Genomic DNA, 26,895 nt, shown 5'->3' on the forward strand with positions numbered 1-26,895 from the left:
CCGCTTTTACTGCGCGAGCCAACCTCCGTCCACCTTGAGCTCGGCGCCGCGCATCTCGTTCGCCGCCTCCGAGCACAGGAACGCCGCCACGCCGCCGATTTGCTCGACCGTCGCAAAGCTTGCCGACGGTTGCTTTTCGCCGAGCAGTTTCAGCGTGGCGTCTTCAACGGAAATGGCCTCGCGATGGGCCAGGTCGTCGATTTGCTTCTGCACGAGCGGCGTGAGCACCCAGCCCGGACAGATCGCATTGACGGTCACGCCGCTGCGCGCGGTTTCCAGTGCGGCGACCTTGGTGAGCCCGATCACGCCATGCTTGGCCGCAACATAGGCCGACTTGCCGACCGAGCCCACGAGCCCGTGTACCGAAGCGATATTGATCACGCGTCCCCAACCTGCTGCGCGCATGATGGGAAGCGCCGCGCGGGTCGCATGAAACGTCGCGCTCAGATTGATCGCGATGATCTGATTCCAACGCTCCACTGGAAAGTTCTCGATCGTTTCGACGTACTGAATGCCGGCGTTGTTGACGAGAATATCGAGCCCGCCGAACGTGCTTGCCGCGAAAGCCATGAGGGCTTCGATCTCGGCAGGACGGCTCATGTCCGCATTGTGATGCACGGCGCGCACGCCGGCCGCTTCGATTTGCGCGAGCGCGGCCGCCGGATCGCCGAAACCGTTCAGGACGATGTTGGCGCCTGCGCGAGCCAGCGCCGTCGCGATGCCGAGGCCGATGCCGCTGGTCGAACCGGTCACGACGGCGGTTTTTCCGGCGAGGGAGAGCGTGTTGGGGAGATGCATGGGTGGGCCTGATGTAGTTGCCGGTTAGACGATACCGGTCAGATAGAACACGGCGATGACGAAGAAGACCGCGAGCGTTTTGATGATGGTCACCGCGAAAATGTCGCGATACGACTCGCGGTGCGTGAGGCCCGTGACCGCGAGCAGCGTGATGACCGCGCCATTGTGCGGCAGCGTATCCATGCCGCCGCTCGCCATCGCCACCACGCGGTGCAGCACTTCCATCGGAATGTGCATGGTCTGCGCTGTCTTGATGAAGGTGTCCGACATGGCGGCGAGCGCGATGCTCATGCCGCCCGACGCGGAACCCGTGATACCCGCGAGCGCCGAAACCGAAACGGCCGCATTCACGAGCGGATTCGGAATGGCCTTGAGCGCATTGCCGACCACGAGGAAGCCGGGCAGCGCCGAGATCACGCCGCCGAAGCCGTACTCGGATGCCGTATTGAGCGTGGCGAGCAGCGCGCCGCTCACCGCGATTTTCGTGCCGGTCGCAAAGCGTTCCTTCACACGGCCGAATGCCGTCACGATGACGAGCAGAATGCCGAGCAGCAGTGCGCCCTGCACGGCCCAGATGGCGACGACGCTCTTCACGGCCACCGTCACGGGCGCATGCATGCCGGGCAGCACGTCGGGCGCGACGGTGAAGCTTTCGCCGTACCACTGCGGAATCCACTTCGTCAGCAGGAAGTTGGAGACGCCAACGAGCACGAGCGGCGCGATGGCCAGCGCCGGATGCGGCAGGTTGCCGGTCTCGACGCGCTCCGGTTCGTTCACGAGCGACGTGCCATAGCCTTCGCCCTTCGCCATGGCGCTGCGGCGGCGCCATTCGAGGTACGTGAGACCGACCACGATGATGAAGATCGAGCCGATCACGCCGAGCCAGGGCGCGGCCCACGCGGTGGTCTTGAAGAAGGTGGTGGGAATGATGTTCTGGATCTGCGGCGTACCAGGCAGCGAATCCATCGTGAACGTGAACGCGCCGAGCGCGATCGCACCCGGCATGAGGCGCTTGGGAATGTTGCTCTGCCGATAGAGCTCGGCGGCGAACGGATACACCGCGAACACCACGACAAATAGCGAGACGCCGCCGTAGGTGAGCAGCGCGCACACCGCGACGATCACGGCGTTGGCGCGCGAGCGGCCAATGTAGCGGATCGCCGCGGCCACGATCGCCTCGGAGAAGCCGGATAGTTCGATGACCTTACCGAACACCGCGCCGAGCAGGAAGACGGGGAAGTAGAGCTTGACGAAGCCGACCATCTTTTCCATGAAGATGCCGGAAAACACGGGGGCGACGGCGGAGGGGTCGATCAGCAGCACGGCGCCCAGTGCGGCGATGGGCGCAAAGAGAATGACGCTGTAGCCGCGGTAGGCCACGAACATCAGGAACGCCAAAGCGGCGATCACAATCACAAAGGACATCTTGTCTCCAGTAGGTTTATTCGTGCAGGTCTGTTTGTTGTTGGCGCGCGCCGAAGCCGGCGCGACCGCGCAATAGAGCACGATATGTGCCAGCGACCGGCGAGCCTTGCGCGAAGCGGCGCGCAAACGGGCGGCATGGAGCACGAGGGTGCGCCGCGATGGTTGCGGCGGCAGCAAGTCTCAAAATTGAGACGGTTGAGGCGAAGAAAGGCGCGCCGCCGCTTGCAACTCCGCGCGCGAAGCCGGGGAATTTCAGGGGACGTGGCGAAATCTCATTTCTGAGATAATGCGTCCCGAAAATGAGAATCCGCTGGCCGTGACGGACTACGTCAAGGCCACGCCCCGAGAAAAGCACCGAATGGAAATCGAAACGACCGCGCTGCTGGCCGACTACGACCACGTGCGCAAGCTGGCGATGCAATCGCTCTTTCAATCGCTCGACAAGTTCAGCGAAGGCACCGTGATCGTCGATCGCAACGCGCGCGTGGTCTGGATCAACCAGCACTACGCGGCGCGCTTCGGCTTTGACGACCCCACGGCCGTGATCGGTCTCGATTGCGAGGCCGTCATTCCGAACAGCATGATGCGCGACGTCGTGACGGGGGGCGAGCCCATTCTGCTCGACATTCTCGAGACCGATCGCGATCCGATCGTCGTCACGCGTTTGCCGATCAAGGACGACAACGGCGAAACGATCGGCGCCGTCGGCTTCGTGCTGTTCAACGAACTCAAGGGACTGTCGCCGCTCTTCAGCCAGTACGCGCGGCTGCGAGCCGAACTGATCAGCACGCGCCAGTCGCTCGCGCAGGTGCGCCGCGCGAAGTACAGCTTTTCGAGCCTGATCGGCACGAGCGCTGCAAGCCTAGAAGTGAAGCGCCAGGCGCGCCGGGCCGCGCGTCTCGCGTCGCCGTTGCTGTTGCTGGGCGAAACGGGCACGGGGAAGGAACTGCTTGCGCACGCCATACACGGCGCGTCCGGACGCGCGGACGGCCCGCTCGTGACGGTGAACGTCGCGGCGATTCCCGACACACTGCTGGAACTGGAGTTCTTCGGCGCGGAGGCGGGCGCGTACACGGGCGCGGAGCGCAAGGGGCGCATCGGCAAGTTCGAGCTGGCCCAGGGCGGCACGCTCTTTCTCGACGAGATCGGCGACATGCCGCTCGCGCTGCAGGGCAAATTGCTGCGCGTTTTGCAGGAACAGGAGTTCGAGCCGCTCGGCTCGAATCGCATCGTGCGCACCGATGTGCGCATCATTGCGGCGACCTCGGCGGATCTGCCCGCGCTCGTGGCGCAGGGCCGGTTTCGCGCGGACCTCTACTATCGGCTCAACGTGCTGATGATTCGCGTGCCGCCGCTGCGCGAACGCCTGGCGGACATCGAGGCGATGGCGTATTCGATTCTCGACAAGCTCGCGGTGCAGAGCGGTGCGGGGCATCTCGAACTCGACAACGATGCGCTTGCCGTGCTGTGTGCGTATGGCTGGCCGGGCAACGTGCGCGAGTTGCGTAATATGCTCGAGCGCGCGGTGCTGCTATCGGATAGCGAGCGCATCGATGCGCGCTCGCTCGCGCGCTTCATTGGCGATGGGCGCGGGCGGCGCCTGGACGAAGAGCGGGGCGATCAGCACGATACGCAGGACGACACCGGCGTGCAGCAGCATCAGCAGTACGACGAAGCGATGCGCGATTACGAACGCCGCTTCCTGACCGAAGCGTTACGCGCGGCGGGCGGTCAAGTGACGAACGCCGCCGCACAGATCGGCATGGCGCGCGCGACGCTGTACCGGCGCATCGTTGCCCTCGGTATCGACGTTTGATGCCGTGAGTCCGTGCAGTCACCCGCCTGCAATGAGCTTTTTACGCGCGGCCTTCACGCGTGCCACATGCGCTTCATCCCAGTCGTAAAAGCCCGCGCCGCTGCGCACACCCACGCGGCCCGCTTGTACTTGCGCGCGCAACAAATCGATCACGTCTTCGTCCTTCGCGAGTTCGGGCATGAGATCGAGGAAATGTCGACGAAGGTGTCGAGGCCGCCCATGTCCGCGCTCTCAAACGGGCCGACGATGCCCCACCGCCGGCCGAGCGACGCCTTCATCACGCGGTCCACCACCTCGGGGCTCGCCGCGCCCGAACGCACGATATTGAGCGCCTCGCGCAGCACCGCGAATTGCAGCCGGTTGCCGACGAAGCCGGGGATCGCCTTGGCGAGCACCACGGGCTCCATGCCGATCGCGCGCATGAGCGTCTCGGTTCGCGCGGTGACGTCGGGCTTGGTGGCGCGCCCCGGCACGACTTCGACGAGCGGGATCATGTGCGGCGGATTCCAGAAATGCGCGATCACGAAGCGCTCGGGTGCGGCCAGCGGCCCGGCTAGCAGATCCGGCTCGAAGCCGCTCGTGTTGCTCGCGAGAATCGCGTCGGGGGCCAGCAGCGCGCCAAGTTGCGCATAGAGCCGGTGCTTGAGATCGAGCACTTCCGGCACGGCCTCGAAGACGAACTGGGCTTCGGCCATGGCTTCAAGCCTCGCGCTCGTTTCGACACGCGCAAGCGCGGCCGCGCCCGTTGCCGCGTCGATGCGGCCCGCGTCGATCAGTTCGTCGAGCACGGCCTGGGCCTTCACGGACACACTCTCGAGCCGGGCGGGATCGACGTCATGGACGATCGTGCGCAGCCCGTGCAGCGCACATTGCGTCGCGATGCCAACGCCCATCAATCCCGTGCCGATCACGCCCGCCACCGTCACCGTTCTGTTCATGCTTCTTGATCTCCTTGCTGTTCCTGATTGGGGTTCGACAGCATAGCGCTTCGCATGGCACGGCGTCGCCCGCTTCGGCCGGCCGTCAAGAATCGGGGACATATTGTTCTGCGTATCCGGTTATACCCTGGGTCTATTTCACCCGCGTGAGGACTCTGGTATAACTGCGCTCCCAAGCTGATTACGTTTTAGCACGGCAAAAAACCGCAGGCGCGGGTAACCGTGGAAAGGGAGTGCAATGGCGCGCGTAGTGGTGGTGGGCAGCATCAACATGGACATGGTCGTCACGACCGACACGTTTCCCCGGCTCGGCGAGACGCTGTTCGGCACGCATTTTTCGACCCATCCGGGCGGCAAGGGCGCGAACCAGGCGGTCGCGGCGGCGCGTCTTGGCGCCGAGGTGACGATGATCGGCTGCGTCGGCGCCGATGCGTTCGGCGGCGAAATGAAAGCGACCCTCGCGCGCGAAGGCGTCGATATCGCGCATGTGAGCACGGGCCGCGAAGCGACCGGCATCGCGTCGATCACGCTCTCGGGCGGCGATAACGCGATCATCGTCGTGCCTGGCGCGAACCACGAGCTTTCGCCCGAAGACATCGACCGTGCAAGCGCCGCGATCGCCCAGGCCGACGTCGTGCTCGCCCAACTCGAAGTGCCCTGCGCAACGGTGCTGCACGCCGCGCGGCGAGCCCGCGAACACGGCAAGCCATTCTTTCTCAATCCCGCGCCCGCAGTCGATCTGAGCGGCGAACTGCTCGAACTGACCACGCTGCTCACGCCCAACGAGCACGAACTCGCCACCGCGCTGCAAACGCCGGAAGGCGCGTGGGCCGAGGTCATCGCGCGCTCGCCCATGCGCATCGCCATGACCCACGGTAAAGACGGCGCGTACTACGCCGACGCCGATGGCGCGCTCGTGCATCAGCCGGGGTTCACCGTCGAAGCCGTCGATACGACTGGCGCCGGCGACACCTTCAACGGCGCGCTCGCGGCGTTCTGGCATCTCGGCATTGGCGAGGCCGTGCGGCGCGCGAACGCGGCGGGCGCGCTTTCGGTGACGCGCGCCGGTGCGCAGGGCGGCATGCCCTCGCTCGCCGAGCTCGAAGCCTTCCTGAACACGCAAGCCTGAGATTCGCAGTGAAAAAACACGGACATCTGAATCGCGACATCGCACGCGTGCTGGCCCGCATGGGCCACACGGACAGCCTCGTGATCGCCGACTGCGGGCTGCCAGTTCCCGACGGCGTGGAATGCATCGACCTCGCGCTCGCGGCCGGCGTGCCGGACTTCTTCGCCGTGCTCGACAGCGTGCTCGCCGACTTCAAGGCCGAGCGCGCGGTGTTCGCAAGCGAGGCGCAGACGCACAACGCGGCCGTGGTGGCGCGCAGCCGCGAGATGGCCGCCGCGCACATCGCCGTGGAAAACGTGCCGCACGAAGAATTCAAACGCCGCTGCCGCGAGGCGAAGGCGGTGATCCGCACCGGCGAATGCAGCCCCTACGCGAATGTGATTTTGCATTCGGGCGTGATTTTCTGAGAGGTCCAGGATGCAAGTGATGATGCAGGGGATCGGCAAGGCGTTCGGTCCGGTTCGGGTGCTCGAAGGCGTCGATTTCCGCATCGAGGCAGGCGAGATCCACGCGCTGATGGGCGAGAACGGCGCAGGCAAATCGACGCTCATGAAGATCCTGAGCGGCGTATATCAGGCCGATGCAGGCGAGATCCTCGTCGATGGGCGCGCGGTGCAGATCCGCAGCACCGTCGAGGCCGAACGCGCGGGCATCGCCATCATTCACCAGGAATTGAACCTCATCCCGCAGTTGACGGTGATGGAGAATCTCTTCCTTGGCCGCGAGCCGAACCGCTTCGGCATGGTCGATGTCGCGACGATGCGCAAAGAGGCGCGCAAGTGGCTCGACAAGGTCGGCGCGCAGCGCATCGATCCGCAGACCGAGGCGGGGCTGCTCTCCATCGGTCAGCAGCAACTCGTGGAAATCGCCAAGGCGCTGTCGCTGAACGCGCAAGTCCTTGTAATGGACGAGCCGACCGCCGCGCTCACGAACCGCGAGATCGAAACGCTCTTCGAGATCATGCAGTCGCTCAAGGCGAGCGGCGTGGCGATCGTCTACGTTTCGCACCGCATGGAAGAGATCTTTCGTGTGTGCGACAAAATCAGCGTACTGCGCGACGGCCATTTCGTCGGTGTGCGCGCGATTCGCGAGACCGGTTTCGACGAGGTCGTGCGCCTGATGGTGGGCCGCGAGATTGGCGAGCGTTTCCCGAAACGCAGCCATGCGCCCGGCGACGTGCGCATGAGCGTGGCCGGTTTCGCGGACGACGGCCATATCGAAGGCATTACGTTCGACGTGCGCGCGGGCGAGGTGCTCGGTATCGCCGGACTCATGGGCGCTGGCCGCAGCGAGATTCTGCGCACGCTGTTCGGCGCGAACCACAAGAGCGCGGGCACGGTCACGCTCGACGGCAAGCCGCTCGACGTGCGCGACGCGTCTGGCGCGATTGCGGCGGGCATTGGCTTCGTCACGGAAGACCGCAAGCGGCAGGGGCTCGTGCTCGGCATGTCGGTGCGCGAAAACGCGACGCTCGTGCATCTGGACCAGTACGCCACCCTCGGCTTCGTCAACGAGCGCGCGGAGCGCAGCGCCGTCGACGGTCTCATCAAGCAGTTGCGCGTGCGCACGCGCGACGCCGAACTGGACGTCAAGGCCCTCTCGGGCGGCAATCAGCAGAAGGTCGTGTTCGCGAAGTGGCTGGCGCAGCCGCCGAAGGTGCTGCTGCTCGACGAGCCCACGCGCGGCGTGGACGTGGGCGGCAAGGCCGAGATCTACACGATCATCAATCAGCTCGCGGAGCAGGGCGTCGCCATCGTGATGGTGTCGTCCGAACTGCCCGAAGTGCTGGCCATGAGCGACCGCATTCTCGTTATGCATCAAGGACGCCAGAACGGCATCTTCGAAGCGGCCACGGCCACCCAGGAACTGATCATGACGGCCGCAGCCGGCGGCCACGGCCCGGCGACTGCTGCGCAAACTCTGGCGGCCTGAGCGAAGGCGCCGACTCATTCACTGAAAACTAGCGAGACATGACATGTCGCAAGTGACTCTCACTCCCGGCAGCCGGGCGACGCTGCAAAAGCTCGGACCCTTCGTAGCACTGCTGATCATTTCTGTGGCGCTCTCGATCGTGAGCCGCGACTTCCTCACGGTCGACAATCTGCTCAACGTGATGCGGCAGGCGTCGATCAACGCGATGATCGCGTTCGGCATGACGCTCGTGATTCTGCTCGGCGGCATCGATCTCTCGGCGGGCTCGGTGCTGGCGCTTTCCTCGGTGATCATCGCGACGCTGCTGAGCGCAGGTACGCCTGCCATCGTCGCGACGTTCGCCGGCCTCGTGGCCGGCGGCCTGATGGGCTTCGCCAACGGTCTCGTCATCAGCAAGGGCAAGGTCGCGCCGTTCATCGCCACGCTCGGATCGATGACGGTGCTGCGCGGCCTCGCGCTCGTCGTGTCGAACGGCAGCCCGATCAGCAGCTTCAACAGCGACTTCTTCTCGCTGCTGGGCGGCGGCTATGTCGCGCGCCTCGTGCCGATTCCCGTCGTGCTCATGCTCGTGATGTTCGGCATGTTCTGGGTCCTGCTGCGCAAGACCGTGTTCGGCCGTCATATCTATGCAACGGGCGGCAACGCCGAATCGGCGAAGCTTTCGGGCGTGAAGGTCGATCGCATCCAACTGTGGGTGTACACGATCGCGGGCGTCATGTCGGCACTCGCGGGTGTGGTGCTGACCTCGCGCCTGAACTCCGCGCAGCCGACCGCGGGCACGGGCTACGAGCTTGACGCCATCGCGGCGGTCGTGCTGGGCGGCACGAGCCTCACGGGCGGCCGTGGCTGGATCTTCGGCACGCTCGTGGGCGCGCTCCTGATCGGCGTGCTCAACAACGGCCTGAATCTGCTCGACGTGTCGTCGTTCTATCAGCAGGTCATCAAGGGCATCGTGATCCTGCTCGCCGTGCTGATCGATCGCGGCAACAAGAAGTCGTCGTAAAACCCTGGCCGCGCCACGCTCGATTTGCGTGGCGCGGCAGTTTGGCATCAATAGTTATCCTGAGTTGTTTATCTCCACACACTCCACATATAACGAGGAGGAAGACTATGCATAAGCACAATTCGCCGTCGATCTCGAAACTCTTTGCGGCGCTCGCCGCCGGTTCGCTCGTGCTGGGCCTCGCGGCCTGCTCGAAGGAAGGTCCGGGCAGCGCGGCCGATGCTGGCGCGTCGGCTGCGGCGCCGGCTTCGGGCGGCGCGGTTACGGTCGGCCTGTCGATCTCGACGCTCAACAATCCGTTCTTCGTCTCGCTCAAGAAGGGCGCCGAAGACGAAGCGAAGAAGGACGGCGTGACGCTCATCACCGTCGACGCGCAGAACGATCCGGCCAAGCAGCAGGCGAGCGTGGAAGACCTGATCGAGAAGAAGGTCAACGTCATCCTCATCAACCCGACCGATTCTTCGGCGGTGGCCAACGTCGTGAAGGAAGCGACGAGCAAGGGCATCAAGGTGATTTCGCTCGACCGCAGCGTGAACGGCGCGGAAGTCAGCTCGCATATCGCTTCGGACAACAAGGCGGGCGGCAAGATGGCTGCCGATTTCCTCGCCGACAAGCTGGGCGGCAAGGGCAACGTCGTCGAGCTGCAAGGCATTCCGGGTTCGTCGGCGGCCAACGAACGCGGCGCCGGTTTCGACGACGAAATCGCGGCAAAGGGTGGCGTGAAGATCGTCACGAAGCAGCCGGCCGACTTCGATCGCGCCAAGGGCCTTTTGGTGATGGAAAACATCATCCAGAGCAACAAGGACATTCAGGGCGTGTTCGCGCAGAACGACGAAATGGCGCTGGGCGCCGTGAAGGCGCTGCAGGCTGCAGGCCTGAAGAACGTGGCCGTGGTCGGCTTCGACGCCACCGACGACGCGATCGCCGCGGTCAAGGCTGGCCAGATGGCCGCGACCGTGCAGCAGCAGCCCGAACTGATCGGCCAGTATGGCGTGCAGGCCGCGAAGAAGGTGGTCGACGGTCAGCCGGTCGACAAGTTCATTCCGGTGCCGCTGAACCTGTACAAGCAGTAAGCACGTTTTCAGGCGCGCGCGAGCGTAGTACCATCGGACGCGAAGATCTTCGCGTACGCGCGCGCTTGAGGGCTACCGCGCGCCCCGTGTCACACGGGGCGCTTCGTTTTTGGGGCTTGCCCTGGCTCACAGCCGCGTCGCGGGCTTTTCGCTCCCGCGTTCACCCGACCCCAACCTACTCCCAGCAGGAACGCCGCGTGACCCAGTTCGAGCGTCTGACTATCGACGACATTGCCCGCCTCGCGGAGGTTTCGCGCACCACGGCCAGCATGGTGCTCAACGGCAATGCCGAGCGTTACCGCATTTCGGCGGCGACGGTCGAGCGCGTGCTGCAGGTGGCGAGGGACCATCATTTCACGCCGTCGCAGTCGGCGCGCGCGCTGCGCTCGCGGCGCAGCAACACGATCGGCCTCGTGATTCCCGATCTGACCAACTCGGCGCACGCCGCGCTCGCCCAGGCCATGGAATGGCAATGCCGCGAGCGCTACCGTTATCAGCTCGTGATCGTGACGAGCGACGAAGATCCGGTGCGCGAGACTGAGGGTATTGCGCATCTGGTCGCTCAGCAGGTGGATGGCGTGGTGGTCGTGCCGTGTACGGCCGAAGCGCCGCGCTATGACAAGTGGGTCAAGCGTCTGCCGATCGTGTTCGCCGATCGCCGCGTGGCGACGAGCGCGATTCCCTATGTGATTACCGACGCCGCCGAAACGGTGGCGGCACTGGTGGGCGAGACGATCGAGCAAGGCGTGCGGGAAGTGGTGTTCTTCGGCGGCCAGCCAGAACTGTCACCTAGCCGCGACCGTCTTGCGGGCTATCGGCTCGCGCTCGAGCGGCATGGCATTGCGGAGCAGCCCGACTGGGTGTTTCAGCGCGACTACCAGCGAGAGTCGGGCTACGCGCTGATGAAGGCCTGGTTCGAAGCGCATGGGCGCTATCCCGGGGCGTTGTTCGCCGGTTCGATCACGCTGCTCGAAGGCTTGCTGGAGTTCGTGAACGAAGCGCACCGGCTCGCTCAGGCGCCGGGCCGCGTGATGACCTTCGACGATCATCAGCTGCTCGACTGCCTGCCGCTTCGCATCGACGCTATCGTGCAGGACAGCGGCCAACTCGCGGAACATAGCCTGCGCTGCGTATTTTCGCTGCTCGAGGGCGAAGGCGCGCCCGAGTCCATTCAGGTGCCCGCGCAGATCCATTATCGGCAGCGGCGCGGGCCGCTTGACTTGCGCTAACCCTGCACGCACGTAAACGATTTGGCGCTGTTCACGTCGCCTGCGCCGTTATAGCTGGGCCACGCCGGATACTGGCACAGCGGCCGCGTGCGGCCCGGCACGCCCGCGGTGTCGGTGACCACCTGGTGCACCGGCGGCGTGCCGTGCTCGACCCAGTTTTCCAGTGTCGTGAGCGAATCCCACGACGCGTTGAACTCAGTGCCGACCGCGTGCTGCAGCCCCGGAATCTCATAGAAGCGCACGAATGACGCCACGGCGCCAAAACCCATCGTCAGCTGCATGCGCTCGAAGTAGATCTCGGTTGCCCGCGTGCTGACGGTCTGGTCCACGGTGCCGTGCGCCATCAGCAGCTTGCCGCCGCGCCGCATGAAGCGCGCGAGGTTCGCGTCGGTCGCGTCGAGTCCCGAGAGCATGCTGATTCGCCCGGACCATTGACCGGCGAGCGCGGGATTGAACGTCAGCGAGTCGAAGTTCGGGTTGTTCATGACCGTGTAGCGGACGAACTCGTCGGCGATCTGCCCGTCGAACATCGCGGTGCCTTGCAGCGGATACGAGGGCTGTGTCGTGCCCAATGCGAGCGTCGTGACGATCGGCTCGAGTGGCGAACTACTGCCCACGCCGAGATCTGCGCCATACACGTTGTAGCCCGGATACTGCGTTTCGCCGCTTTCGAGCGGGTACGCAAACACGAGCGGCGTGTTCATGGTGTTGAGCGCCGCGATCTGCGGGTCTGAAAGACACGTATCGCCGTGCGCCACACCGCCTGCGCAGCGCAGGGGAGCGCCGTCGACACTGGCCGTTGCCGGGTTGAACGTCGCGTTGCACGCCTGCACGTTGCTGATCAGGCCGTCGACGACACCGTCGAGCCCGTCGCACGCCTGCATGACCGCCTTGAGCAGCAGCGCGCGCTGCGCGGTGTCGAGATACGCGCCTGGCGCCGCGAAGCCTTCGGTCACGCGCAACTGTTGCAGGCTCAGCGTCGTGAAGTCGTAGGCGGGATAGAACGCGATCACGCCGTCCCAGTCCTGCGGCCAGCGCTGCGCGACGGTCAGCGCCTCGCGCCCGCCAGTCGAGCCGCCCGCGAAATACGCCTTGAATGGATGCGCGCCGTAATGCGCCTTGATGACCACGAGCGCGGCGTCATGCGTTTTCTTCAGCGCCGCGCCCATGAAGTTGTCGTAGGCCTCGGCGTTGACGGAGAACGCGCCGTTCACCGCGCCGTTGGTCGCTTCATGCCCGGAATCGCTCGCGAACACCGCGTAACCGCGCGACAGCGGTCCCGGCAGATTGGCCGGCGCGCTCGGCACGTTGCCGGTCACGGCGGGAATCGAGCCGTCGAAACCGCCGCCGCCGAGCATCAGGATCTTGCCGTTCCATTGGTCCGGCAACGCGATGTTGAAGAGAATGTCCGGCGCGGACGGATCGACCGGATGGATCGCGCCCGCGACGAGACAGTACGAGCCGGTGGCGGTCGCACCGCTGCCGCTTGCCGCCATCTGTGTCGTGGACGTGACGACGGCGCCTGTGGTCGGCAGGTCGATCTTGCGGGCCGCAATGGTCAGCCCGGTCAATTGCGGGCAACTCGTTTTCGACGGCGGCGGCGTCCCGTGCGGTCCGCACGCCGCGTCGCGGCATGAGTCCGCCACCGGTTGCGCATACGTGCCGCCGCTCCAGATGGCGCACAGCACCAACACACAGAACGCACCGGCTCGCGAAGGCACAAGCCTGCAAGCGCGCCACAGCCCGCTGTTCGAGTTCATTGCGTTGTCTCCTTCCAGTGAGGCCTCGAGACGGCGCTGCAAGCCGCGGCATCGGCCCCTATGCCGCCACGCACTCATACCCCGTATTTCATTAGGCAATGGCGCGGCCACCGCATTCGCGCTCGCGCCCGGCGCTTGATGGGTGAATCCATAATAGTCGCTGGTACGTGCGGCACCCGCCAAATTGCGCACGATTCGTTTGCCCGCTGCTGGCGGATGATGACGTTTCGTGCTTTCGACTCGCTTTCTGGCTGCGCCGAGCCGGCGGGAGTATCGTTGCGCAGGTGACCCACGAGGGTAGGACAACCGATGACGCGTCTTGACAGCCCCATCGATGCGCAGCGCCTCGACGACGAATGGCTCGAAGCGGACGGCGCCGGCGGATTCGCGTCCGGCACAGTCGGCACCGCGCGTACGCGCCGCTATCACGCGCTGCTGCTCACGGCTACGCAGCCGCCCACGAGCCGCGTGGTGCTCGTGGGCGGCATCGAAGCCTGGCTCGAGGACGGGGAGCGCAAGACCGCGCTCACGATGCAGCGCTATGCGCCCGATCTGCTCTATCCCGATACCTCGGAGCGCATCGCTAGCTTCAACACGTCGCCGTGGCCCACGTGGCGCTACCGGCTGGACGGCGGCGCCGTGCTCACGGCAGAAGTGTTCGTGGCGAAGGCGAGCCGCGAGACCGTGCTGCGCTGGCGGCTCGAAGCATCGTCCGGGGCTGGCGGCGCCGTGCTGAAAGTCCGCCCGCTGATCTCGGGTCGCGACTATCACGGGCTGCACCACGAGAACCCCGCGTTCGACTTCCACGCCCAGATCGACGGCGAATACGTGCGCTGGCAACCGTACGGCGATCTGCCCGCCGTCGTCGCGCGCTCGAACGGCGCCTATACGCATGCGCCGGATTGGTACCGCAACTTCTGCTACACGCGCGAACGCGAACGCGGTCTCGACTGCATCGAGGATCTCGCGACGCCAGGCGTGTTCACGTTCGCTCTCGACAAGGGCGATGCCGTGATACTGTTGCGCGCGCAATCATCGTCTGGCGCGCTGGATACCTCGCTCGACAGCAATGAAAGCGCGGCGAGCCGCGCGCGACTGCTCGCCGGCTTCGAGGAAGTGCGCCGGGCGTCGCTCGGCTCGCGCCTGCAGCGTTCGGCCAACGCCTATGTCGTCGCGCGCGGCGACGGCCGCACGATCGTCGCGGGCTATCCGTGGTTCACCGACTGGGGCCGCGACACGTTCATCGCCATGCGTGGTTTGTTGCTCGCGAACGAGCGCTACGAGGAGGCGGGCGCGATCCTGCTCGAATGGGCGGCGACCGTCTCAGAGGGCATGCTGCCGAACCGCTTTGCCGATGCGGGTGGCGCGCCCGAGTACAACTCCGTCGACGCCTCGCTGTGGTTCATCGTGGCGGTGCACGACTACTTCGCGGCCGGGAACGTGCCCCACGAAGCGCGGCATGCGCTGCAAGGCGCCGTCGACGCCATCCTCGAAGGCTATGCGCGCGGCACGCGCTACCGGATCGCAGCCGATCCGCGTGATGGCCTGCTGCGAGCCGGCGTGCCGGGCGTGCAGCTCACCTGGATGGATGCGAAGGCGGGCGACTGGGTCGTCACGCCGCGCATCGGCAAGCCGGTCGAAATTCAGGCGCTGTGGATCAACGCGCTGCGCATCGCTGCGGCATGGGATACGCGTTGGCGCGAGCTCGAAGTGCGCGCCAGCGCCTCGTTTGCCGAGCGCTTTGTCGATCCGTCGACGGGCGCGCTGTTCGACGTGGTCGATGTCGATCACGTGGACGGCACGGCCGATCGCTCGATTCGGCCGAACCAGATCTTCGCGGCAGGCGGTCTGCCGTTCGCGCTGCTAGAAGGCGATGCGGCGCGCCCGGTCGTGGCGCAGGTCGAAGCCGATCTGCTCACGCCCATGGGGCTGCGCACGCTCGCGCCGTCGGACCGCGCGTATCGCGGGCAGTACCGTGGCGGCGTGCTGGAGCGCGACGGCGCCTATCATCAGGGCACCGTCTGGCCCTGGTTGCTCGGCCCCTTCGTGGATGCCTGGCTGTATGTGAACGGCGATACTGCGGCGCAGCGCGCGCGCGCTCGCGAGCGGTTTGTCGCGCCGCTGCTCGCGCATCTCGACCGCGCCGGGCTTGACCATGTTTCCGAGGTCGCCGATGGCGATGCGCCGCACCGTAGCGGCGGCGCACCGTTCCAGGCATGGTCGCTCGGCGAATTGCTGCGTGTTCTCAAACGGCTCGGCGACGCCGGCTAGCCCGCATCCGTAGCGCCGCGCGCACGCCCGGCGGGCATAACGCGCTAGCATGGGAGCTTCGCGGCGCTCGCGCCGCGCCCCAATTCAAGGAGATGCCCATGCTACAGCGCGCCGCCGGCCTCATCCACACGGTTGAAGGCCAACGCCTGTACTCGGCCGACTACGCTCGCTGGCAGCGCTGGGGACCGTACCTCAGCGAGCGCCAATGGGGCACGGTGCGCGAGGATTACAGCGAGCACGGCACCGCGTGGGATTACTTCCCGCACGACCACGCGCGCATGCGCGCCTATCGCTGGGGCGAGGACGGCCTGGCCGGTTTCGCCGACGAGCGGCTGGACTGGTGTTGTTCGCTCGCGCTGTGGAACGGCCTCGACCCGATTTTGAAGGAGCGTCTGTTCGGTCTTACGAATCAGGAAGGCAATCATGGCGAGGACGTGAAGGAGTTGTACTTCTACCTCGACAGCACGCCGACGCATTCGTATATGCGCATGCTCTACAAGTACCCGCAAGCGGCGTTTCCCTACCAGGACCTGGTCGACGAAAACGCGCGGCGCGGCGCCAGCTCGCCCGAATATGAAATTTTCGATACGGGCGCATTCGACGATCAATGTTACTTCGATGTGCAGATCGAATATGCAAAGCACACGCCGGAAGACATCGTCATGCGCGTGACAGTCGAGAACCGCGCCGGGCAGCACGCTTCGATCGACGTGTTGCCGCAGATCTGGGCGCGCAACACGTGGTCGTGGAAGGCCGCGGGCAGCAAGCCTTCGCTCACGCTCGTCTCGTCGGCCGGCGGCGAGCACGTCGTCGCACACTGTGGCACACACGAGCCGCTCGTCGTGACGGCGGCCGCGCAGGGAGGCGAGCGCGTCGAGTGGCTGTTTTGCGAGAATGACACCAACGTGAAGCGTCTCTTCGGCATGAATGGCGCCGGTCCATTCAAGGACGGTTTCGACGACTATGTCGTGCATGGCGAGAACGACGCGATCCGGCGCGACGCGGGCACGAAGGCGGCCGCGCGCGTGCATCTCGAGATCGCCGCGCACGGCCGCGCGGTTGTCACGTTCCGCTGGCGTCCGCTGTCCGCGCCGAAGGAGGAAGGGGCGCTCGACATCGACGGCCTGTTCGCGCAGCGCATTGCCGAAGCAGACGCGTTCTACGACGCGCTGCAGCGCGACATCGAGAGCGCCGACGCGAAGCTCGTGCAGCGCCAGGCGCTGGCGGGCATGTTGTGGTCGAAGCAGTACTACCAGTACGACGTGAACCGCTGGATGACAGGCGATCCGCTGCAGCCGACACCGCCCGCCGCGCGGCAGCGCGGGCGCAACGCTGACTGGCGGCATCTGTGCAACGCGGACATCCTCTCGATGCCGGACAAATGGGAGTACCCGTGGTACGCATCGTGGGACCTCGCGTTTCAGGCGGTCGCGTTCACGCTGGTCGATCCGATGTTTGCAAAGAAGCAGATGCTGCTGCTCGTGAAGGACCGCTATCAGCATCCGAACGGCCAGTTGCCTGCCTACGAATGGGCGTTCGGCGACGCGAATCCGCCCGTGCACGCGTGGGCGGCGTGGCGCGTGTATGAAATCGATCGCGCGATCACCGGCAAGGCGGACCGGGATTTTCTCGAACTCATCTTCCACAAGCTGCTGCTGAATTTTTCGTGGTGGGTGAACCGCAAGGATGCGGACGGCCACAACATTTTCCAGGGCGGCTTCCTGGGGCTCGACAACGTCGGCATCTTCGACCGCTCGTCGCCGCTGCCGACAGGCGGGCACCTCGACCAGGCGGACGGCACTGCGTGGATGGCGGCTTACGCGCTCGACCTGATGCGCATTGCGCTCGAACTCGCGTTCGCGAACCATGTGTTCGTCGATATCGGCGTGAAGTTCTTCGAGCACTTCCTGTATATCGCAGGTGCCGTGAGCTGCGACGACGGCTGCGAGACAGGCCTGTGGGACAGCGTGGACGAGTTCTTCTACGACAAGCTGAGGCTGCCGGACGGCAGCAGCGTGCCGCTGCGCATGCGTTCGATCGTCGGGCTGATTCCCTTCTTCGCCGTGCGCGTGCTGGAGGAGCGGGTGCACGGCGGCCTGCCGGGGCTGCGCGAGCGGCTGGTCTTTTTCCTCCAGCACCGGCCCGACCTCGCCAGCCTCGTGTCGCGCTGGAACGAGCCCGGCAAGGGCAATTCCTTGCTGCTCTCGCTATTGCGCGGGCACCGCATGAAGGCACTGCTTCGGCGGATGCTCGACGAAGCCGAATTTCTCTCCGACCACGGCGTGCGTGCGCTCTCTCGCGCCCATCTCGACGAGCCTTTCGTTTACCGGCACAACAGCTGCGACTTCTGCGTCAAATACCTGCCCGCCGAATCGGACTCGCGCGTATTCGGCGGCAATTCGAACTGGCGCGGCCCGGTGTGGATGCCGGTCAACTATCTGCTGATCGAGTCGCTGTACGAATTTCACCGCTACTATGGCGACGATTTTCGCGTCGAGTATCCGACCGGCTCGGGCGAGAAGCTTTCGCTCGCGCAGATTGCCGACGAGCTGGCGCGCCGCGTCACGACGCTCTTTCTGCTCGACCGCAACAACGAGCGCCCGGTGATGGGCACGTACCCGCTGCTGCAGGCCGATCCGCGCTGCCGCGATCTCGTGCTGTTTCACGAATACTTCCACGGCGACAACGGGCGCGGCGTCGGCGCATCGCACCAGACCGGCTGGACAGGACTCGTCGCCCTGATGCTGCAGCCGCGCATGATGAGCCCCTCGGGTAACGTGCCGGTGGCGGGCGAGGTCGAAGACGTGGAGGCGGTGAAGTGAGCGCGCATTCGCAGGTGTCTGCTGCGAACCGGCACTCGCCGTGTTCAAGCGTTGGTCAGGAGATAACACCTGCCACGCGTGACATTCGCAAACATCGCCGAAACGCCCGGCAGTACAGCGTTCGCTTGCGCTGGCACACTCGATGCGTTCACGTCGACCGACAGTTGGGCCCAGCCAACTGCAGCCGAGTCGAGGTGCAGCATGTCGAGCGTTCCGGATGGCAGGCCTGCGGGTCTATCTCATGTGTTGTTTCTGGTCGGGCTGATCGGCCGCGCGCCACGGGAGCTGTGGCCCTTTGTGCTCACCTGGGTCATCGCGGTCCTGACCGTTCCCTTTTGCTGGCTCGTCATCTCCGGCGCGCTCACGCAACACGTGCTGGTGCCGCCGGTGGAAACACCGAAAGCGCTGGCCGACACCGGCTATACCCCGGAATTCCTGGCAGAACGAATTCTTTCGGCGATGCGTGGCATCAGCAGCGACAGCGACGCGGTTCCGCACGATGTCTCGTTGGCGGATAACGACAGCCCGGATATCAAGCTGCCGGGTCAAGACATGTCTTATGCCTCGATCGTCGGCTTTCTGAAATCGACGCTGTTCAGGAACAGGCAGGACGTGGTCGTCCATATCGGCATTACGCACGTAAACGACAGCCCGGATGCGTATGTCGCGCATATCCAGATCGAAAACGGCCCGTTCAACGCCATGCACGACGACGTCGCGTTCACCGGCAAGGACTTCAACCAGTCGGTGCGAGACATCGCGATCGAGGTCATGCGGCTTGTCGAACCGAATACGCTCGCGAGCCATGTCTTCACGGCGGTGCAAAAGACACGGTGTTCGCCGGGCCAATGCGACTACAGCGACGTCGAAGCCATCTATGACGATGTCCTCGCCCGGCCAGGCTCACCGCAACGCCAATGGGCGCTCGCTGGAAAAGGCTGGCTGCTGCTGAGGCAAAACCACGCTGAGGAGGCGGAACAGCAGGCACGCGACGCACTTTTGCTGTATCCGCACTCGGCCGTCTTGCGGGCCAATCTCGGCATTGCGCTCGAACAGGAGCGGAGAATCGACGCGGCGATCAAGGAGCTTCGCGCGGGCGCTCACGAGCGGTGGAGTACCGCGGAGAACCAGCGCTTGCTCGGCGACGTCTTGTTGCACGCGCATCGGTATGCTGAAGCCCTAAGCGCGTTTCACCGCGCAGATGAAATGCATCACGACGACGTCAACATCCTGCATGACTGGGGAGAAGCGCTCGTCGACAACGGACAATACGAGGCGGCAATCGTCAAGCTGGCACGCGCGGTGGAGCTTCGTCCCGATCTCGCGCCCTCTTATGAACTGTGGGGGCAGGCGCTGGAAGACGAAGGCGATCTGTCTCATGCAGCGCAAGAATATGCCGAAGCGGACAAGCGCGACAGTGGCGCGCTGACGCCGCACGAGAAGCAACTCGCCCTGCTTGGTACGCCGCGCAGATTGCCGCCGGCATCGGCGAGCCTGCAGGCGCCGGATAGTCACGCATAGCGCTCGTTGCCCGCCATGTGCTTTTCGCTAGCTAGTTCAGTCATTGCGATCGCCCGCGAAACAAGCCCTTTTTCTTCGCTGGAATAAACGCTGCGTCCTCCTCGTTCTTTGTCCGTTAGTCCCTTGGACTGAACGAGGAGTGCGGTCATGAAGCCTCTACTCGCCGTATTCGGCGTCGTAGCATGTGGTGCGGTCATCGCGACGCTCGTGTCGTGTGGCGGCAGTTCCGGTTCCAGTTCGGGTTCCAGCAGTGCGAGCGTGCCGGTCACGTCGTCGTTCGCGGCGACGGCGCTCGTTTCCGATGGTGCGGTGGCGGCCGCGCACATCGACGGGAATCTGAAGAACCCGTGGGGTGTCGCCTTCAATCCGAATGGTTTTGCCTGGGTCGCGGACAACGGCACCAACGTCGCAACACTCTATGACGGCAATGGCGTGCCGCAATCGCTGATCGTCGCGATACCCAGCGGCAAGAACGGCACGGCATCGCCCACGGGCATCGTCTTCAACGGCACACAAAGCTTCACCGTCACGGAAAACGGCAAGTCCGGCGTCGCCGCGTTCATCTTCGCGGGCGAGGGCGGCACCATCACCGCGTGGGCGCCTGCGGTCGGGCCGACCAACGCCTTCGTCATGTACGACGACGGCACGGGCGGCGCCGTTTACAAGGGGCTCGCGCTCGCGACGATGAACAACGCGAACTTCCTCTACGCGACCGACTTCCATAACAACAAGATCGACGTTTTCAATACCTCATTCAACAAGGTTACGATGCCCGGCGGCTTCACGGACCCGGCGATGCCAGCCGGCTTCGCGCCGTTCGGCATTCAGGCGATCGGTTCGAATCTGTTCGTCACGTATGCGATGCAGGACGCGGCGAAGCACGACGATGTTGCAGGCGCGGGGCGCGGCATGGTCGACGTGTACGACACGGGCGGCAACCTGAAGCAGCGCTTCGCGACGGGCAGTCCGCTCGACGCGCCATGGGGCATTGCGCAAGCGCCCGCGAACTTCGGCTCGATGAGTGGCGCAATACTGATCGGCAATTTCGGTAATGGCGCGATCAACGCGTTCAATGCATCGAACGGCCAGTCGATGGGGCCGCTCAATGGGTCGAACGGCAACGCGCTCGTCGAGCCAGGTGTGTGGGGCATTGCGTTCGGCAACGACCTCAGCAACCAGCCTTCCAGTACACTGTTTTTCGCGGCGGGGCCGAATGGCGAGGCCGATGGCGTGTATGGACGAATCGATTTGAATGCGACGCCGAACCCGGGCACGACGACGGGCACCGGCACGGGCACGAGCACGGGGGCAGGGACGAGCATGGGCATGTAGCGCTCGGCCACGCGGCATCGTTGCCTGATTCGTCAACAGTGCGTCCCAAAAGGGGGCTTGCGCGTTTAAACTACGACTCATAGAATCCGAGTTATGCGTTGCGCAGGCGCGGTGCGGGTCTACCGATATCACGTATCCCTGCATTGGAGAGGCACAAATGTCGAAGCGTATTCTTGTTATTGGGGCCGGCTTCGCCGGTATGTGGAGCGCGCTGAGCGCGGCGCGGCTGCTCGATGAGCAGGGGCGCACGGACGTGGAGATCACGCTGGTCGCACCGGACCCGCATCTGCATGTCCGTCCGCGACTGTACGAAGAGGGTCCCGCGAACTTCCGGGCGCCGCTCACGGAGATCTTCAACGCGACTGGCGTCAAGTTCATTCAGGGCACGGTCGAGCGCATTCACGTGGAGCGTCGCGCAGTGGATCTGACCCGCGTGGATGGCCAGTCCTCTACGCTCGGCTATGACCGCCTCGTGCTGGCCACTGGCAGCCGGTTGTTCCGCCCGTCGATTCCGGGCCTCGCCGATCACACCTTCAGCGTGGACCAGACCGACGAAGCGGTCGAACTGGAAGCGCACATCCGCAGTCTGGCCGGCCAGCCGGACTCGCCCGCGCGCAATACCGTGGTGGTGGCGGGTGGCGGATTCACCGGCATCGAGACCGCTGCGGAAATGCCGGCACGCCTGCGCGCGGCGCTGGGCGAGCAAGCGAATGTGCAGGTGATCATCGTCGAGCGTAACGATGCGATCGGCCCCGACCTGGGCGCGGGCCCGCGTCCGGTTATCGAAGAGGCGCTGGGTTCGCTCGGCGTGACCTGGAAGCTCGGCTCGGGCGTGGCTTCAGTGGACGCCGGCGGCGTCACGACAACGGACGGCCAGCGTATCGAATCGCACACGGTGATCTGGACGGCCGGGCTGCGCGCGAGCACGCTGACCGCGCAGATTCCGGGCCGTCTCGACGCCATAGGGCGTCTTCACGTCGATCGCAGTCTCGCGGTGGAGGGTGTGCCCGGTGTCTACGTGACGGGCGACGTCGCCTGTGCAGCCACCGACGATGAAGGCAATCATACGATGATGTCGTGCCAGCACGCGATGAACCTCGGGCGCTCGGCAGGCCACAACGCGGCCGCCGATCTGCTAGGCCTCGCGCCGATTCCGTATAGCCAGCCGAAGTACGTGACCTGCCTGGACCTGGGCCCGTGGGGCGCGGTCTACACGGAAGGTTGGGATCGCGAAGTGAAGTTGCAGGGCGCCGAGGCGAAGAAGCTCAAGCACCAGATCAACTCCGAATGGATCTATCCGCCTCGCGCGGACCGCGAGCAAGCGCTCGCCTCCGCAGATCCGCTGCGCATCGTGGTTGCCTGATCCTTCAGGACAACGACGGGTGTGATTGCACGCGGAAGCCTCGTTGGAGGCTCCGCGTTTTTTCGCATGCTGGAAGGGCTTGCAGAGCGACGGTTGTTACCCGCGACGATTGGCGGCGCGCTCGGTGAACCAGTCGACCACGTGATGGCGATAGCTGGCAGGCGCCTTTGAATACGCGCGGGTGGCGAGATCGGCAAGCGAGTGTTGCTTGAGTTCTGCGCGCATGGCGCGCTCGGCGCCCTGCATCACGGCATGAATCGAGCAGGTGCCGCGTGTGGCCCATGCGGGGGGCTCGTCGTCGAAAACGGCGCATTGCCGGCGCACTTCGCGACAGTCGAAGAGCGCCTTTTCGCCGTCGATGGCGTCGACGACATCCAGCACCGATATATTGCGCGCGGGTTTCGCGAGCCTGAAGCCGCCGCGTATGCCTTCGGTCGACTCGACGATGCCGGCCTTGGCGAGACGCGTGAAGAGCTTGGCGGCGTAGTCGACGGGCACGCCCTGCATTTCCGCGAGGTCGCGCACGCTCGCCTCGCGCACGCCGGCGGACGTGCCGGCAAGATAAAGCAGGCAATGCAGCCCGTATTCGACGCCCGTGCTGATGTGCGACATGGTTATACGACGACTTTCTGTATCGGAGTTGTTAGGGTAGCGCAGCGCGGCGCCGAAGTCATCCGCTGCGTCGTCGTATACGCTCGGGCGGCCAGCGGGGCGGGGCAGGCCATCGAGAACGCGACGCGCGAATTCCTGTGCGAACATACGCGTAGAAGAGGCGCTTTTCCTCGGTTGACTCGGCCCGATGGAGGCAGCATGAACAGAAACGGTGCGAACGGAACGCTCGGTGCATTGGTGTTCGTGGCTATCGCGAACTGCGCTGCCAATGCGAACGCGCAAACCGGTGTGAGCGAGCCGGCCGGTGTGGCCGTGCAAAGAGTCTCGGCATCGACACCCGGAAGCCGGCCGGATACCTCGGTGGTGCGTGATGTTCGCCGTGCCATCAGGCGCGTTCCGGATCTCGACGATTCGAACATTCACATTCGGGTCAGCCATGGCGTCGTCACGCTCTCGGGCACAGTCCCGGAGACCTGGCAGATCTCGCGCGCAGGCAATGCGGCAAGGCCCGTGCTGGGCGTGAAGGCCGTGACGAACCGCTTGAAAGCACAGAAAGGAGACGCCGCGGCCAGCGAGTAGTGACTCGCCCGCGCGTCCACCCGAGGCAACGCCGCCAGAAGGCGACTCCCGATCTTTCCTTACCCCGGCGAACGCTCCCCAGGAGCAAGTTCAAACTTGCCTTGCACTGACGCAAAATACTGTATAAATTCACAGTATGTGTTTATGTCCAGTAGGAGCGTCGCATGGAATCGCTAATTCGCATCGTGAATGACGAAGACCGTCAGGCGTTTGAATGGCTGGTGGCAAATGTAGGGGCGGATCGCGTTGCCACTGCGACCCAGCGGCTGGCTGGCGGAGGGAAGCGGCCGTTCGTTTCCGCGCTGTGCCGATACCTCGGTGCGTGGCCGCCTGCTGCGCGTCGTGCCCGAAAGGTCGAGCCCCTTCATACGGCCGTTGGCGATCTGCATCTGGCGCGCATACGCGAGTTGCTTGCGCAACATAACGCGGTGAAAGTCGCCGCGCATTGAATGGCCAGCTCATCCTCGCTCGAGGGTGCAACAGCGCTGTACTCATAATCCGCTTGCGATGAACCTTCATCGCAGCGGTACCTTGTTTGACGTCTTGCGTCACCAGGCTGTGCGAAACCCGTGATTCGTCTCTTCTTGTCTGACTGGCTGGGATCCCGGCTGACAAGTCAGCTTTTCGCAAGCCTGTTCGACCTCTACCGCCGCCATACTTCGGGGTGAACCCGTCTGCGTAATGAATTGGGGAAACTCCTGACTCAACTAGCATTCATGAGGCGGATTTAACAAAGTTAGAATCAAGGCTCTAGATCGACACCGGCATTCGCTTCTGAATGAGCAACGCCACTCGCGTTGAGAAGCCATACATCAAACGCGGTCGATACAGACATAACGATTGATGAAATGCACGGGGGTTAAATTAGTATGTCTAATCAAAAATTCGCGGCGGCGGCAAGCGAATCGTCGGCCGCAAAGTTCACTACGTTGACTGGTCATCTATTCGATGGTTTTTGTGAGCTCTCACGCCTGAATCTTGCGACTTGCAGGTCGATATTCGCTGGGTCGCAACTGCACATCGAAGGCATGTTGTCCGCACAGACGCCCGAGCAATTTGTCCGCAGCCAGCTCGGGATATTGCCGTGGGTTGCTTTGCAGGCGGCCGGGTACACGCGCGCATGCATGGACATCGCGTCGGAGACTGCGGCGAAGCTGCGGTAGCTCGCATCGAGTTTGCGCGGCGAGTGCGCTCGCAGTCGCGAAGAAGCGTGATCAAACAGGATCAAGCGGGAGGGAAATAACATGTTGAGCCCCCACGAACTTGCCACGTTGATGCTGATAAAGAATGCGCCAGGGCGGATCGAGCCAGACCGGGAGGAACTCGGTGCGCTTCGCGATCTCCACCTGGTCATCGTCGATACGCCCGAATCCGGCTTCCCTACGCCCCGCGTGACGCCTCAGGGCGATGCGCTCCTGAGAGCGGTTGCCCGCGTGCGCTGATTGGCGGTCGAGGCCGCATAGTCTGTCACACAGACCGGCTATATTCAGAGTGCGTTGCTCACAATTGGGTTGCGATCCGCATGGATCCGAGGAGGCTGACGTGGACCAGTCCTGGCTGGGTATGGCTGCCGGCACGATCGTGCTCGTAATAGCCGCAGTTGGTGTCACCGCTCACTACCGGCGCGAACGGCGCAGGGCCGATTTGCTGCGCAATCTCGATCACCACGAGTGGTGTCGCTGGACGCGGGTTCGACGCTGATAACCCGGTGCTGCGCGCTGGCGGCGCGGGCGGATTTCGGTATGCGCTGCCCGTTTGCTTAGGATAATTGATCGATTGCCGGCTGGCGATCGCCATCGCACGTGCGATGCATCGGCGGACGACATGCTACGATCGACCGCATCTCACTTCAATTTGTGCGAGCCATGGCGACGTTGTACGACTTGCTGGGCGTAAGCGACGACGCGAGCGACGCGGACATCAAGCGGGCCTACCGCAGGGCCGCGATGAAAGCGCATCCCGACCGTAATATGGGACGCGAAGCCGCTGCTCATGCGCAGTTCCAGGAGATCAAGGAAGCTTACGCGATTCTTTCCGATCCGGCGCAGCGCAGCGTCTACGACGCGGTCTATGCCAAGGAGATGGGGCGTATGGTCCGTGAGCGGGAAGAAGAGGCGCGCTTGCAGGAGGCGGCGCGTCAGGAGGCGTATGCGCGGCACGTGAGCGTGGCCATGCGCTTCGCGGAGCAGGGCTACAACCGCGACGTCGTGTTCGGCGCACTGCTCGCCGGCGATTGCGAGTCCCAACTGGCCGGGCGCATTGCCGACGGCGCAGTCGCGCTGCACCTGTCGAGACAGGCGGACAACGCCACGCCGCGCAATGCCGCGGAGCCGGACGAGGGTGCGCCGCCGTCTTCATCGCACGGCGCAGGCGACGAGGAGTCGCAAAAGTCCGACGATCGCCGTCACGCCAACCTCTTTAGTGCGATCTGGCACGGTATGTTCGGGTTACATCCCTGAACGCGTCCCGTTGCCAAAATGCGCCGAACAGGCAGGAGCGGGGGTACGATAGTGATCGACATACTACTCAGCGTGGCCTCCCTATGACTTCGAACTCACATGCCGCCCGCGATGTCGACACAGAGGCATTGGCGACCTTGTCCGAGTACCTGGAGATTGCGCTCGACAAGGGGGGAAGCCTGATTCTCGTTCGAACGCCTGGCGGGAAAAACGAGGTCTATCTGGGTGATCCCGCGCTGCTGCAGGAAGACTGGGCGCACCTTGGCGCGATTCCGGAGCCGGTGGCCCGGGCGATACTGGAGGGCACGCGCTCAGGGCTCAACGAACTGACTATCCAGGCGCAAAGCTATCGTTTCGTACGGTTGTTCGCCCAGGTTGCCGATGGGGGGGCAATCGTCTTCGTCACGGCCTGAACGGTCTGCTGCGTGGGCTTGCTTTTGCCGCGGCAAAAGTCGTGCGATCACGTTGGAAGGGGGCGTGAGCGAAAGCCACTATGATTAGCGAATGGTGTCCACGCGCAGGAGACGATTCGTGGCAACGTACAAGGAATTGAAGGCGCAACTCGCGGAACTCGAGCGTCAGGCGGCCATCGCCCGTCAGCAGGAATTCGAGACGGTTCTCGCCGATATCCGCGCAAAGGTGGCCGAATTCGGGTACACGCAGCAGGACATCTTTGGTAGCCGTCGCGGCAGGTCGGGGCTTTCGCATAGCGCGGCGCCACCGAAATATCGCGATCCCGCAAGCGGCGCGACCTGGTCCGGCAGGGGACGCGCGCCGAACTGGATCAAGGACGCGAAGAATCGCGACCGGTTTTTGATAAGCGAATGAGTTGG

At 64.5% G+C, this 26,895-nt stretch carries 25 protein-coding genes and 1 pseudogene; 18 read left to right on the forward strand and 8 right to left on the reverse strand.

Features of this window, described 5'->3' with window-relative positions:
* Positions 1–6 precede the first annotated feature (6 nt).
* A complete protein-coding gene (locus M3A49_RS06295) occupies positions 7–798 on the reverse strand; it encodes a 3-hydroxybutyrate dehydrogenase (protein ID WP_266227925.1) in 792 nt (263 codons plus the stop codon).
* 24 nt (positions 799–822) lie between these two features.
* A complete protein-coding gene (locus M3A49_RS06300) occupies positions 823–2,223 on the reverse strand; it encodes a GntP family permease (protein WP_266227926.1) in 1,401 nt (466 codons plus the stop codon).
* 358 nt (positions 2,224–2,581) lie between these two features.
* On the opposite strand from M3A49_RS06300, the gene M3A49_RS06305 reads away from it, so the two are divergent.
* Positions 2,582–4,039 carry a sigma-54 interaction domain-containing protein gene (locus M3A49_RS06305; RefSeq protein ID WP_266228074.1) on the forward strand — a complete coding sequence of 486 codons (1,458 nt, stop codon included), beginning with the start codon at positions 2,582–2,584 and terminating at the stop codon, positions 4,037–4,039.
* An 18-nt stretch (positions 4,040–4,057) separates the two neighbouring features.
* Here M3A49_RS06305 and M3A49_RS06310 read toward each other — a convergent pair.
* Positions 4,058–4,932 (reverse strand): annotated as a pseudogene (locus M3A49_RS06310) (3-hydroxyacyl-CoA dehydrogenase family protein).
* Between the two features lie 283 nt (positions 4,933–5,215).
* On the opposite strand from M3A49_RS06310, the gene rbsK reads away from it, so the two are divergent.
* The 6 genes from rbsK (at position 5,216) to M3A49_RS06340 (ending at position 11,343) form a co-directional block, all read left to right on the forward strand.
* Entirely contained in the window at positions 5,216–6,106 is an 891-nt protein-coding gene (gene rbsK / locus M3A49_RS06315) for a ribokinase (RefSeq protein ID WP_266227928.1), read from the forward strand.
* An 8-nt stretch (positions 6,107–6,114) separates the two neighbouring features.
* Positions 6,115–6,513, forward strand: coding sequence for a D-ribose pyranase (gene rbsD / locus M3A49_RS06320; protein ID WP_266227929.1), 399 nt, complete (start codon positions 6,115–6,117; stop codon positions 6,511–6,513).
* Positions 6,514–6,523: 10 nt separating this feature from the next.
* The gene (locus M3A49_RS06325) at positions 6,524–8,038 is read left to right on the forward strand and encodes a sugar ABC transporter ATP-binding protein (RefSeq protein WP_266227931.1); all 1,515 of its coding nucleotides are present in this window, start codon (positions 6,524–6,526) and stop codon (positions 8,036–8,038) included.
* Positions 8,039–8,081: 43 nt separating this feature from the next.
* On the forward strand, positions 8,082–9,041 hold the full coding sequence (locus M3A49_RS06330) for an ABC transporter permease (protein ID WP_266227932.1): 960 nt from the start codon (positions 8,082–8,084) through the stop codon (positions 9,039–9,041).
* A 107-nt stretch (positions 9,042–9,148) separates the two neighbouring features.
* A complete protein-coding gene (gene rbsB, locus M3A49_RS06335; RefSeq protein ID WP_266227934.1) occupies positions 9,149–10,114 on the forward strand; it encodes a ribose ABC transporter substrate-binding protein RbsB in 966 nt (321 codons plus the stop codon).
* Positions 10,115–10,311: 197 nt separating this feature from the next.
* The gene (locus tag M3A49_RS06340; RefSeq protein ID WP_254355489.1) at positions 10,312–11,343 is read left to right on the forward strand and encodes a substrate-binding domain-containing protein; all 1,032 of its coding nucleotides are present in this window, start codon (positions 10,312–10,314) and stop codon (positions 11,341–11,343) included.
* Here M3A49_RS06340 and M3A49_RS06345 read toward each other — a convergent pair.
* The gene (locus M3A49_RS06345; RefSeq protein WP_266227935.1) at positions 11,340–13,103 is read right to left on the reverse strand and encodes a tannase/feruloyl esterase family alpha/beta hydrolase; all 1,764 of its coding nucleotides are present in this window, start codon (positions 13,101–13,103) and stop codon (positions 11,340–11,342) included. The genes M3A49_RS06340 and M3A49_RS06345 overlap by 4 nt on opposite strands.
* A gap of 309 nt (positions 13,104–13,412) precedes the next feature.
* Here M3A49_RS06345 and M3A49_RS06350 point away from each other — a divergent pair, with 309 nt between their 5' ends.
* The 3 genes from M3A49_RS06350 to M3A49_RS06360 all read left to right on the forward strand — a co-directional run bounded on the left by M3A49_RS06350 (position 13,413) and on the right by M3A49_RS06360 (position 19,717).
* Complete coding sequence (locus M3A49_RS06350) at positions 13,413–15,374, forward strand: amylo-alpha-1,6-glucosidase (protein WP_266227936.1); 1,962 nt, start codon at positions 13,413–13,415, stop codon at positions 15,372–15,374.
* Positions 15,375–15,466: 92 nt separating this feature from the next.
* A complete protein-coding gene (locus M3A49_RS06355) occupies positions 15,467–18,196 on the forward strand; it encodes an MGH1-like glycoside hydrolase domain-containing protein (RefSeq protein WP_266227937.1) in 2,730 nt (909 codons plus the stop codon).
* Between the two features lie 201 nt (positions 18,197–18,397).
* On the forward strand, positions 18,398–19,717 hold the full coding sequence (locus M3A49_RS06360) for a tetratricopeptide repeat protein (RefSeq protein ID WP_266227938.1): 1,320 nt from the start codon (positions 18,398–18,400) through the stop codon (positions 19,715–19,717).
* On the opposite strand, the gene M3A49_RS06365 is transcribed toward M3A49_RS06360, so the two are convergent.
* The gene (locus M3A49_RS06365; RefSeq protein ID WP_154677964.1) at positions 19,708–19,866 is read right to left on the reverse strand and encodes a hypothetical protein; all 159 of its coding nucleotides are present in this window, start codon (positions 19,864–19,866) and stop codon (positions 19,708–19,710) included. The genes M3A49_RS06360 and M3A49_RS06365 overlap by 10 nt on opposite strands.
* On the opposite strand from M3A49_RS06365, the gene M3A49_RS06370 reads away from it, so the two are divergent.
* Together M3A49_RS06370 and M3A49_RS06375 are read left to right on the forward strand one after the other, a co-directional pair.
* Positions 19,865–21,049 carry a TIGR03118 family protein gene (locus M3A49_RS06370; protein ID WP_266227939.1) on the forward strand — a complete coding sequence of 395 codons (1,185 nt, stop codon included), beginning with the start codon at positions 19,865–19,867 and terminating at the stop codon, positions 21,047–21,049. The genes M3A49_RS06365 and M3A49_RS06370 overlap by 2 nt on opposite strands.
* A 157-nt stretch (positions 21,050–21,206) precedes the next feature.
* Complete coding sequence (locus M3A49_RS06375) at positions 21,207–22,412, forward strand: NAD(P)/FAD-dependent oxidoreductase (RefSeq protein WP_266227940.1); 1,206 nt, start codon at positions 21,207–21,209, stop codon at positions 22,410–22,412.
* Positions 22,413–22,508: 96 nt separating this feature from the next.
* Here M3A49_RS06375 and M3A49_RS06380 read toward each other — a convergent pair whose 3' ends face one another.
* Positions 22,509–23,024 (reverse strand): RrF2 family transcriptional regulator, encoded by a 516-nt coding sequence (locus tag M3A49_RS06380; RefSeq protein WP_254355496.1) that lies wholly within the window; start codon positions 23,022–23,024, stop codon positions 22,509–22,511.
* A 198-nt stretch (positions 23,025–23,222) separates the two neighbouring features.
* Between M3A49_RS06380 and M3A49_RS06385 the strand changes: the two genes are divergently transcribed.
* Complete coding sequence (locus M3A49_RS06385; RefSeq protein WP_254355497.1) at positions 23,223–23,603, forward strand: BON domain-containing protein; 381 nt, start codon at positions 23,223–23,225, stop codon at positions 23,601–23,603.
* A 173-nt stretch (positions 23,604–23,776) separates the two neighbouring features.
* Here the strand turns inward: M3A49_RS06385 and M3A49_RS42605 are convergent, their stop codons facing one another.
* Positions 23,777–24,049, reverse strand: coding sequence for a hypothetical protein (locus M3A49_RS42605; protein WP_416338923.1), 273 nt, complete (start codon positions 24,047–24,049; stop codon positions 23,777–23,779).
* Between the two features lie 423 nt (positions 24,050–24,472).
* Between M3A49_RS42605 and M3A49_RS06395 the strand changes: the two genes are divergently transcribed.
* Positions 24,473–24,766: a phasin family protein gene (locus M3A49_RS06395; protein ID WP_266227942.1), complete on the forward strand. Its 294-nt coding sequence runs from the start codon at positions 24,473–24,475 to the stop codon at positions 24,764–24,766.
* 81 nt (positions 24,767–24,847) lie between these two features.
* Positions 24,848–25,045, forward strand: coding sequence for a hypothetical protein (locus tag M3A49_RS06400; protein ID WP_028204658.1), 198 nt, complete (start codon positions 24,848–24,850; stop codon positions 25,043–25,045).
* Between the two features lie 58 nt (positions 25,046–25,103).
* On the opposite strand, the gene M3A49_RS06405 is transcribed toward M3A49_RS06400, so the two are convergent.
* A complete protein-coding gene (locus M3A49_RS06405; protein WP_266227944.1) occupies positions 25,104–25,400 on the reverse strand; it encodes a hypothetical protein in 297 nt (98 codons plus the stop codon).
* 68 nt (positions 25,401–25,468) lie between these two features.
* Between M3A49_RS06405 and M3A49_RS06410 the strand changes: the two genes are divergently transcribed.
* The 3 genes from M3A49_RS06410 to M3A49_RS06420 all read left to right on the forward strand — a co-directional run bounded on the left by M3A49_RS06410 (position 25,469) and on the right by M3A49_RS06420 (position 26,890).
* Positions 25,469–26,062: a J domain-containing protein gene (locus M3A49_RS06410; protein ID WP_266227945.1), complete on the forward strand. Its 594-nt coding sequence runs from the start codon at positions 25,469–25,471 to the stop codon at positions 26,060–26,062.
* Between the two features lie 83 nt (positions 26,063–26,145).
* The gene (locus tag M3A49_RS06415) at positions 26,146–26,475 is read left to right on the forward strand and encodes a hypothetical protein (protein WP_254355501.1); all 330 of its coding nucleotides are present in this window, start codon (positions 26,146–26,148) and stop codon (positions 26,473–26,475) included.
* Between the two features lie 118 nt (positions 26,476–26,593).
* On the forward strand, positions 26,594–26,890 hold the full coding sequence (locus tag M3A49_RS06420; protein ID WP_028204655.1) for an H-NS histone family protein: 297 nt from the start codon (positions 26,594–26,596) through the stop codon (positions 26,888–26,890).
* Positions 26,891–26,895: the final 5 nt, after the last annotated feature.

This window comes from Paraburkholderia sp. CNPSo 3076, from assembly GCF_026343935.1.
GTDB classification, from domain to species: domain Bacteria; phylum Pseudomonadota; class Gammaproteobacteria; order Burkholderiales; family Burkholderiaceae; genus Paraburkholderia; species Paraburkholderia nodosa.

Excerpts from the sequence above, each read along its gene's own strand:
- M3A49_RS06295 (WP_266227925.1), bottom strand. The coding sequence starts at position 798 with ATGCATCTCCCCAACACGCTCTCCCTCGCCGGAAAAACCGCCGTCGTG.
- M3A49_RS06300 (WP_266227926.1), bottom strand. The coding sequence starts at position 2,223 with ATGTCCTTTGTGATTGTGATCGCCGCTTTGGCGTTCCTGATGTTCGTG.
- M3A49_RS06305 (WP_266228074.1), top strand. The coding sequence starts at position 2,582 with ATGGAAATCGAAACGACCGCGCTGCTGGCCGACTACGACCACGTGCGC.
- rbsK (WP_266227928.1), top strand. The coding sequence starts at position 5,216 with ATGGCGCGCGTAGTGGTGGTGGGCAGCATCAACATGGACATGGTCGTC.
- M3A49_RS06325 (WP_266227931.1), top strand. The coding sequence starts at position 6,524 with ATGCAAGTGATGATGCAGGGGATCGGCAAGGCGTTCGGTCCGGTTCGG.
- M3A49_RS06330 (WP_266227932.1), top strand. The coding sequence starts at position 8,082 with ATGTCGCAAGTGACTCTCACTCCCGGCAGCCGGGCGACGCTGCAAAAG.
- rbsB (WP_266227934.1), top strand. The coding sequence starts at position 9,149 with ATGCATAAGCACAATTCGCCGTCGATCTCGAAACTCTTTGCGGCGCTC.
- M3A49_RS06345 (WP_266227935.1), bottom strand. The coding sequence starts at position 13,103 with ATGAACTCGAACAGCGGGCTGTGGCGCGCTTGCAGGCTTGTGCCTTCG.
- M3A49_RS06350 (WP_266227936.1), top strand. The coding sequence starts at position 13,413 with ATGACGCGTCTTGACAGCCCCATCGATGCGCAGCGCCTCGACGACGAA.
- M3A49_RS06355 (WP_266227937.1), top strand. The coding sequence starts at position 15,467 with ATGCCCATGCTACAGCGCGCCGCCGGCCTCATCCACACGGTTGAAGGC.
- M3A49_RS06360 (WP_266227938.1), top strand. The coding sequence starts at position 18,398 with ATGTCGAGCGTTCCGGATGGCAGGCCTGCGGGTCTATCTCATGTGTTG.
- M3A49_RS06370 (WP_266227939.1), top strand. The coding sequence starts at position 19,865 with ATGAAGCCTCTACTCGCCGTATTCGGCGTCGTAGCATGTGGTGCGGTC.
- M3A49_RS06365 (WP_154677964.1), bottom strand. The coding sequence starts at position 19,866 with ATGACCGCACTCCTCGTTCAGTCCAAGGGACTAACGGACAAAGAACGA.
- M3A49_RS06375 (WP_266227940.1), top strand. The coding sequence starts at position 21,207 with ATGTCGAAGCGTATTCTTGTTATTGGGGCCGGCTTCGCCGGTATGTGG.
- M3A49_RS06380 (WP_254355496.1), bottom strand. The coding sequence starts at position 23,024 with ATGTCGCACATCAGCACGGGCGTCGAATACGGGCTGCATTGCCTGCTT.
- M3A49_RS06385 (WP_254355497.1), top strand. The coding sequence starts at position 23,223 with ATGAACAGAAACGGTGCGAACGGAACGCTCGGTGCATTGGTGTTCGTG.
- M3A49_RS42605 (WP_416338923.1), bottom strand. The coding sequence starts at position 24,049 with ATGCGCGGCGACTTTCACCGCGTTATGTTGCGCAAGCAACTCGCGTAT.
- M3A49_RS06395 (WP_266227942.1), top strand. The coding sequence starts at position 24,473 with ATGTCTAATCAAAAATTCGCGGCGGCGGCAAGCGAATCGTCGGCCGCA.
- M3A49_RS06400 (WP_028204658.1), top strand. The coding sequence starts at position 24,848 with ATGTTGAGCCCCCACGAACTTGCCACGTTGATGCTGATAAAGAATGCG.
- M3A49_RS06405 (WP_266227944.1), bottom strand. The coding sequence starts at position 25,400 with ATGGCGATCGCCAGCCGGCAATCGATCAATTATCCTAAGCAAACGGGC.
- M3A49_RS06410 (WP_266227945.1), top strand. The coding sequence starts at position 25,469 with ATGGCGACGTTGTACGACTTGCTGGGCGTAAGCGACGACGCGAGCGAC.
- M3A49_RS06415 (WP_254355501.1), top strand. The coding sequence starts at position 26,146 with ATGACTTCGAACTCACATGCCGCCCGCGATGTCGACACAGAGGCATTG.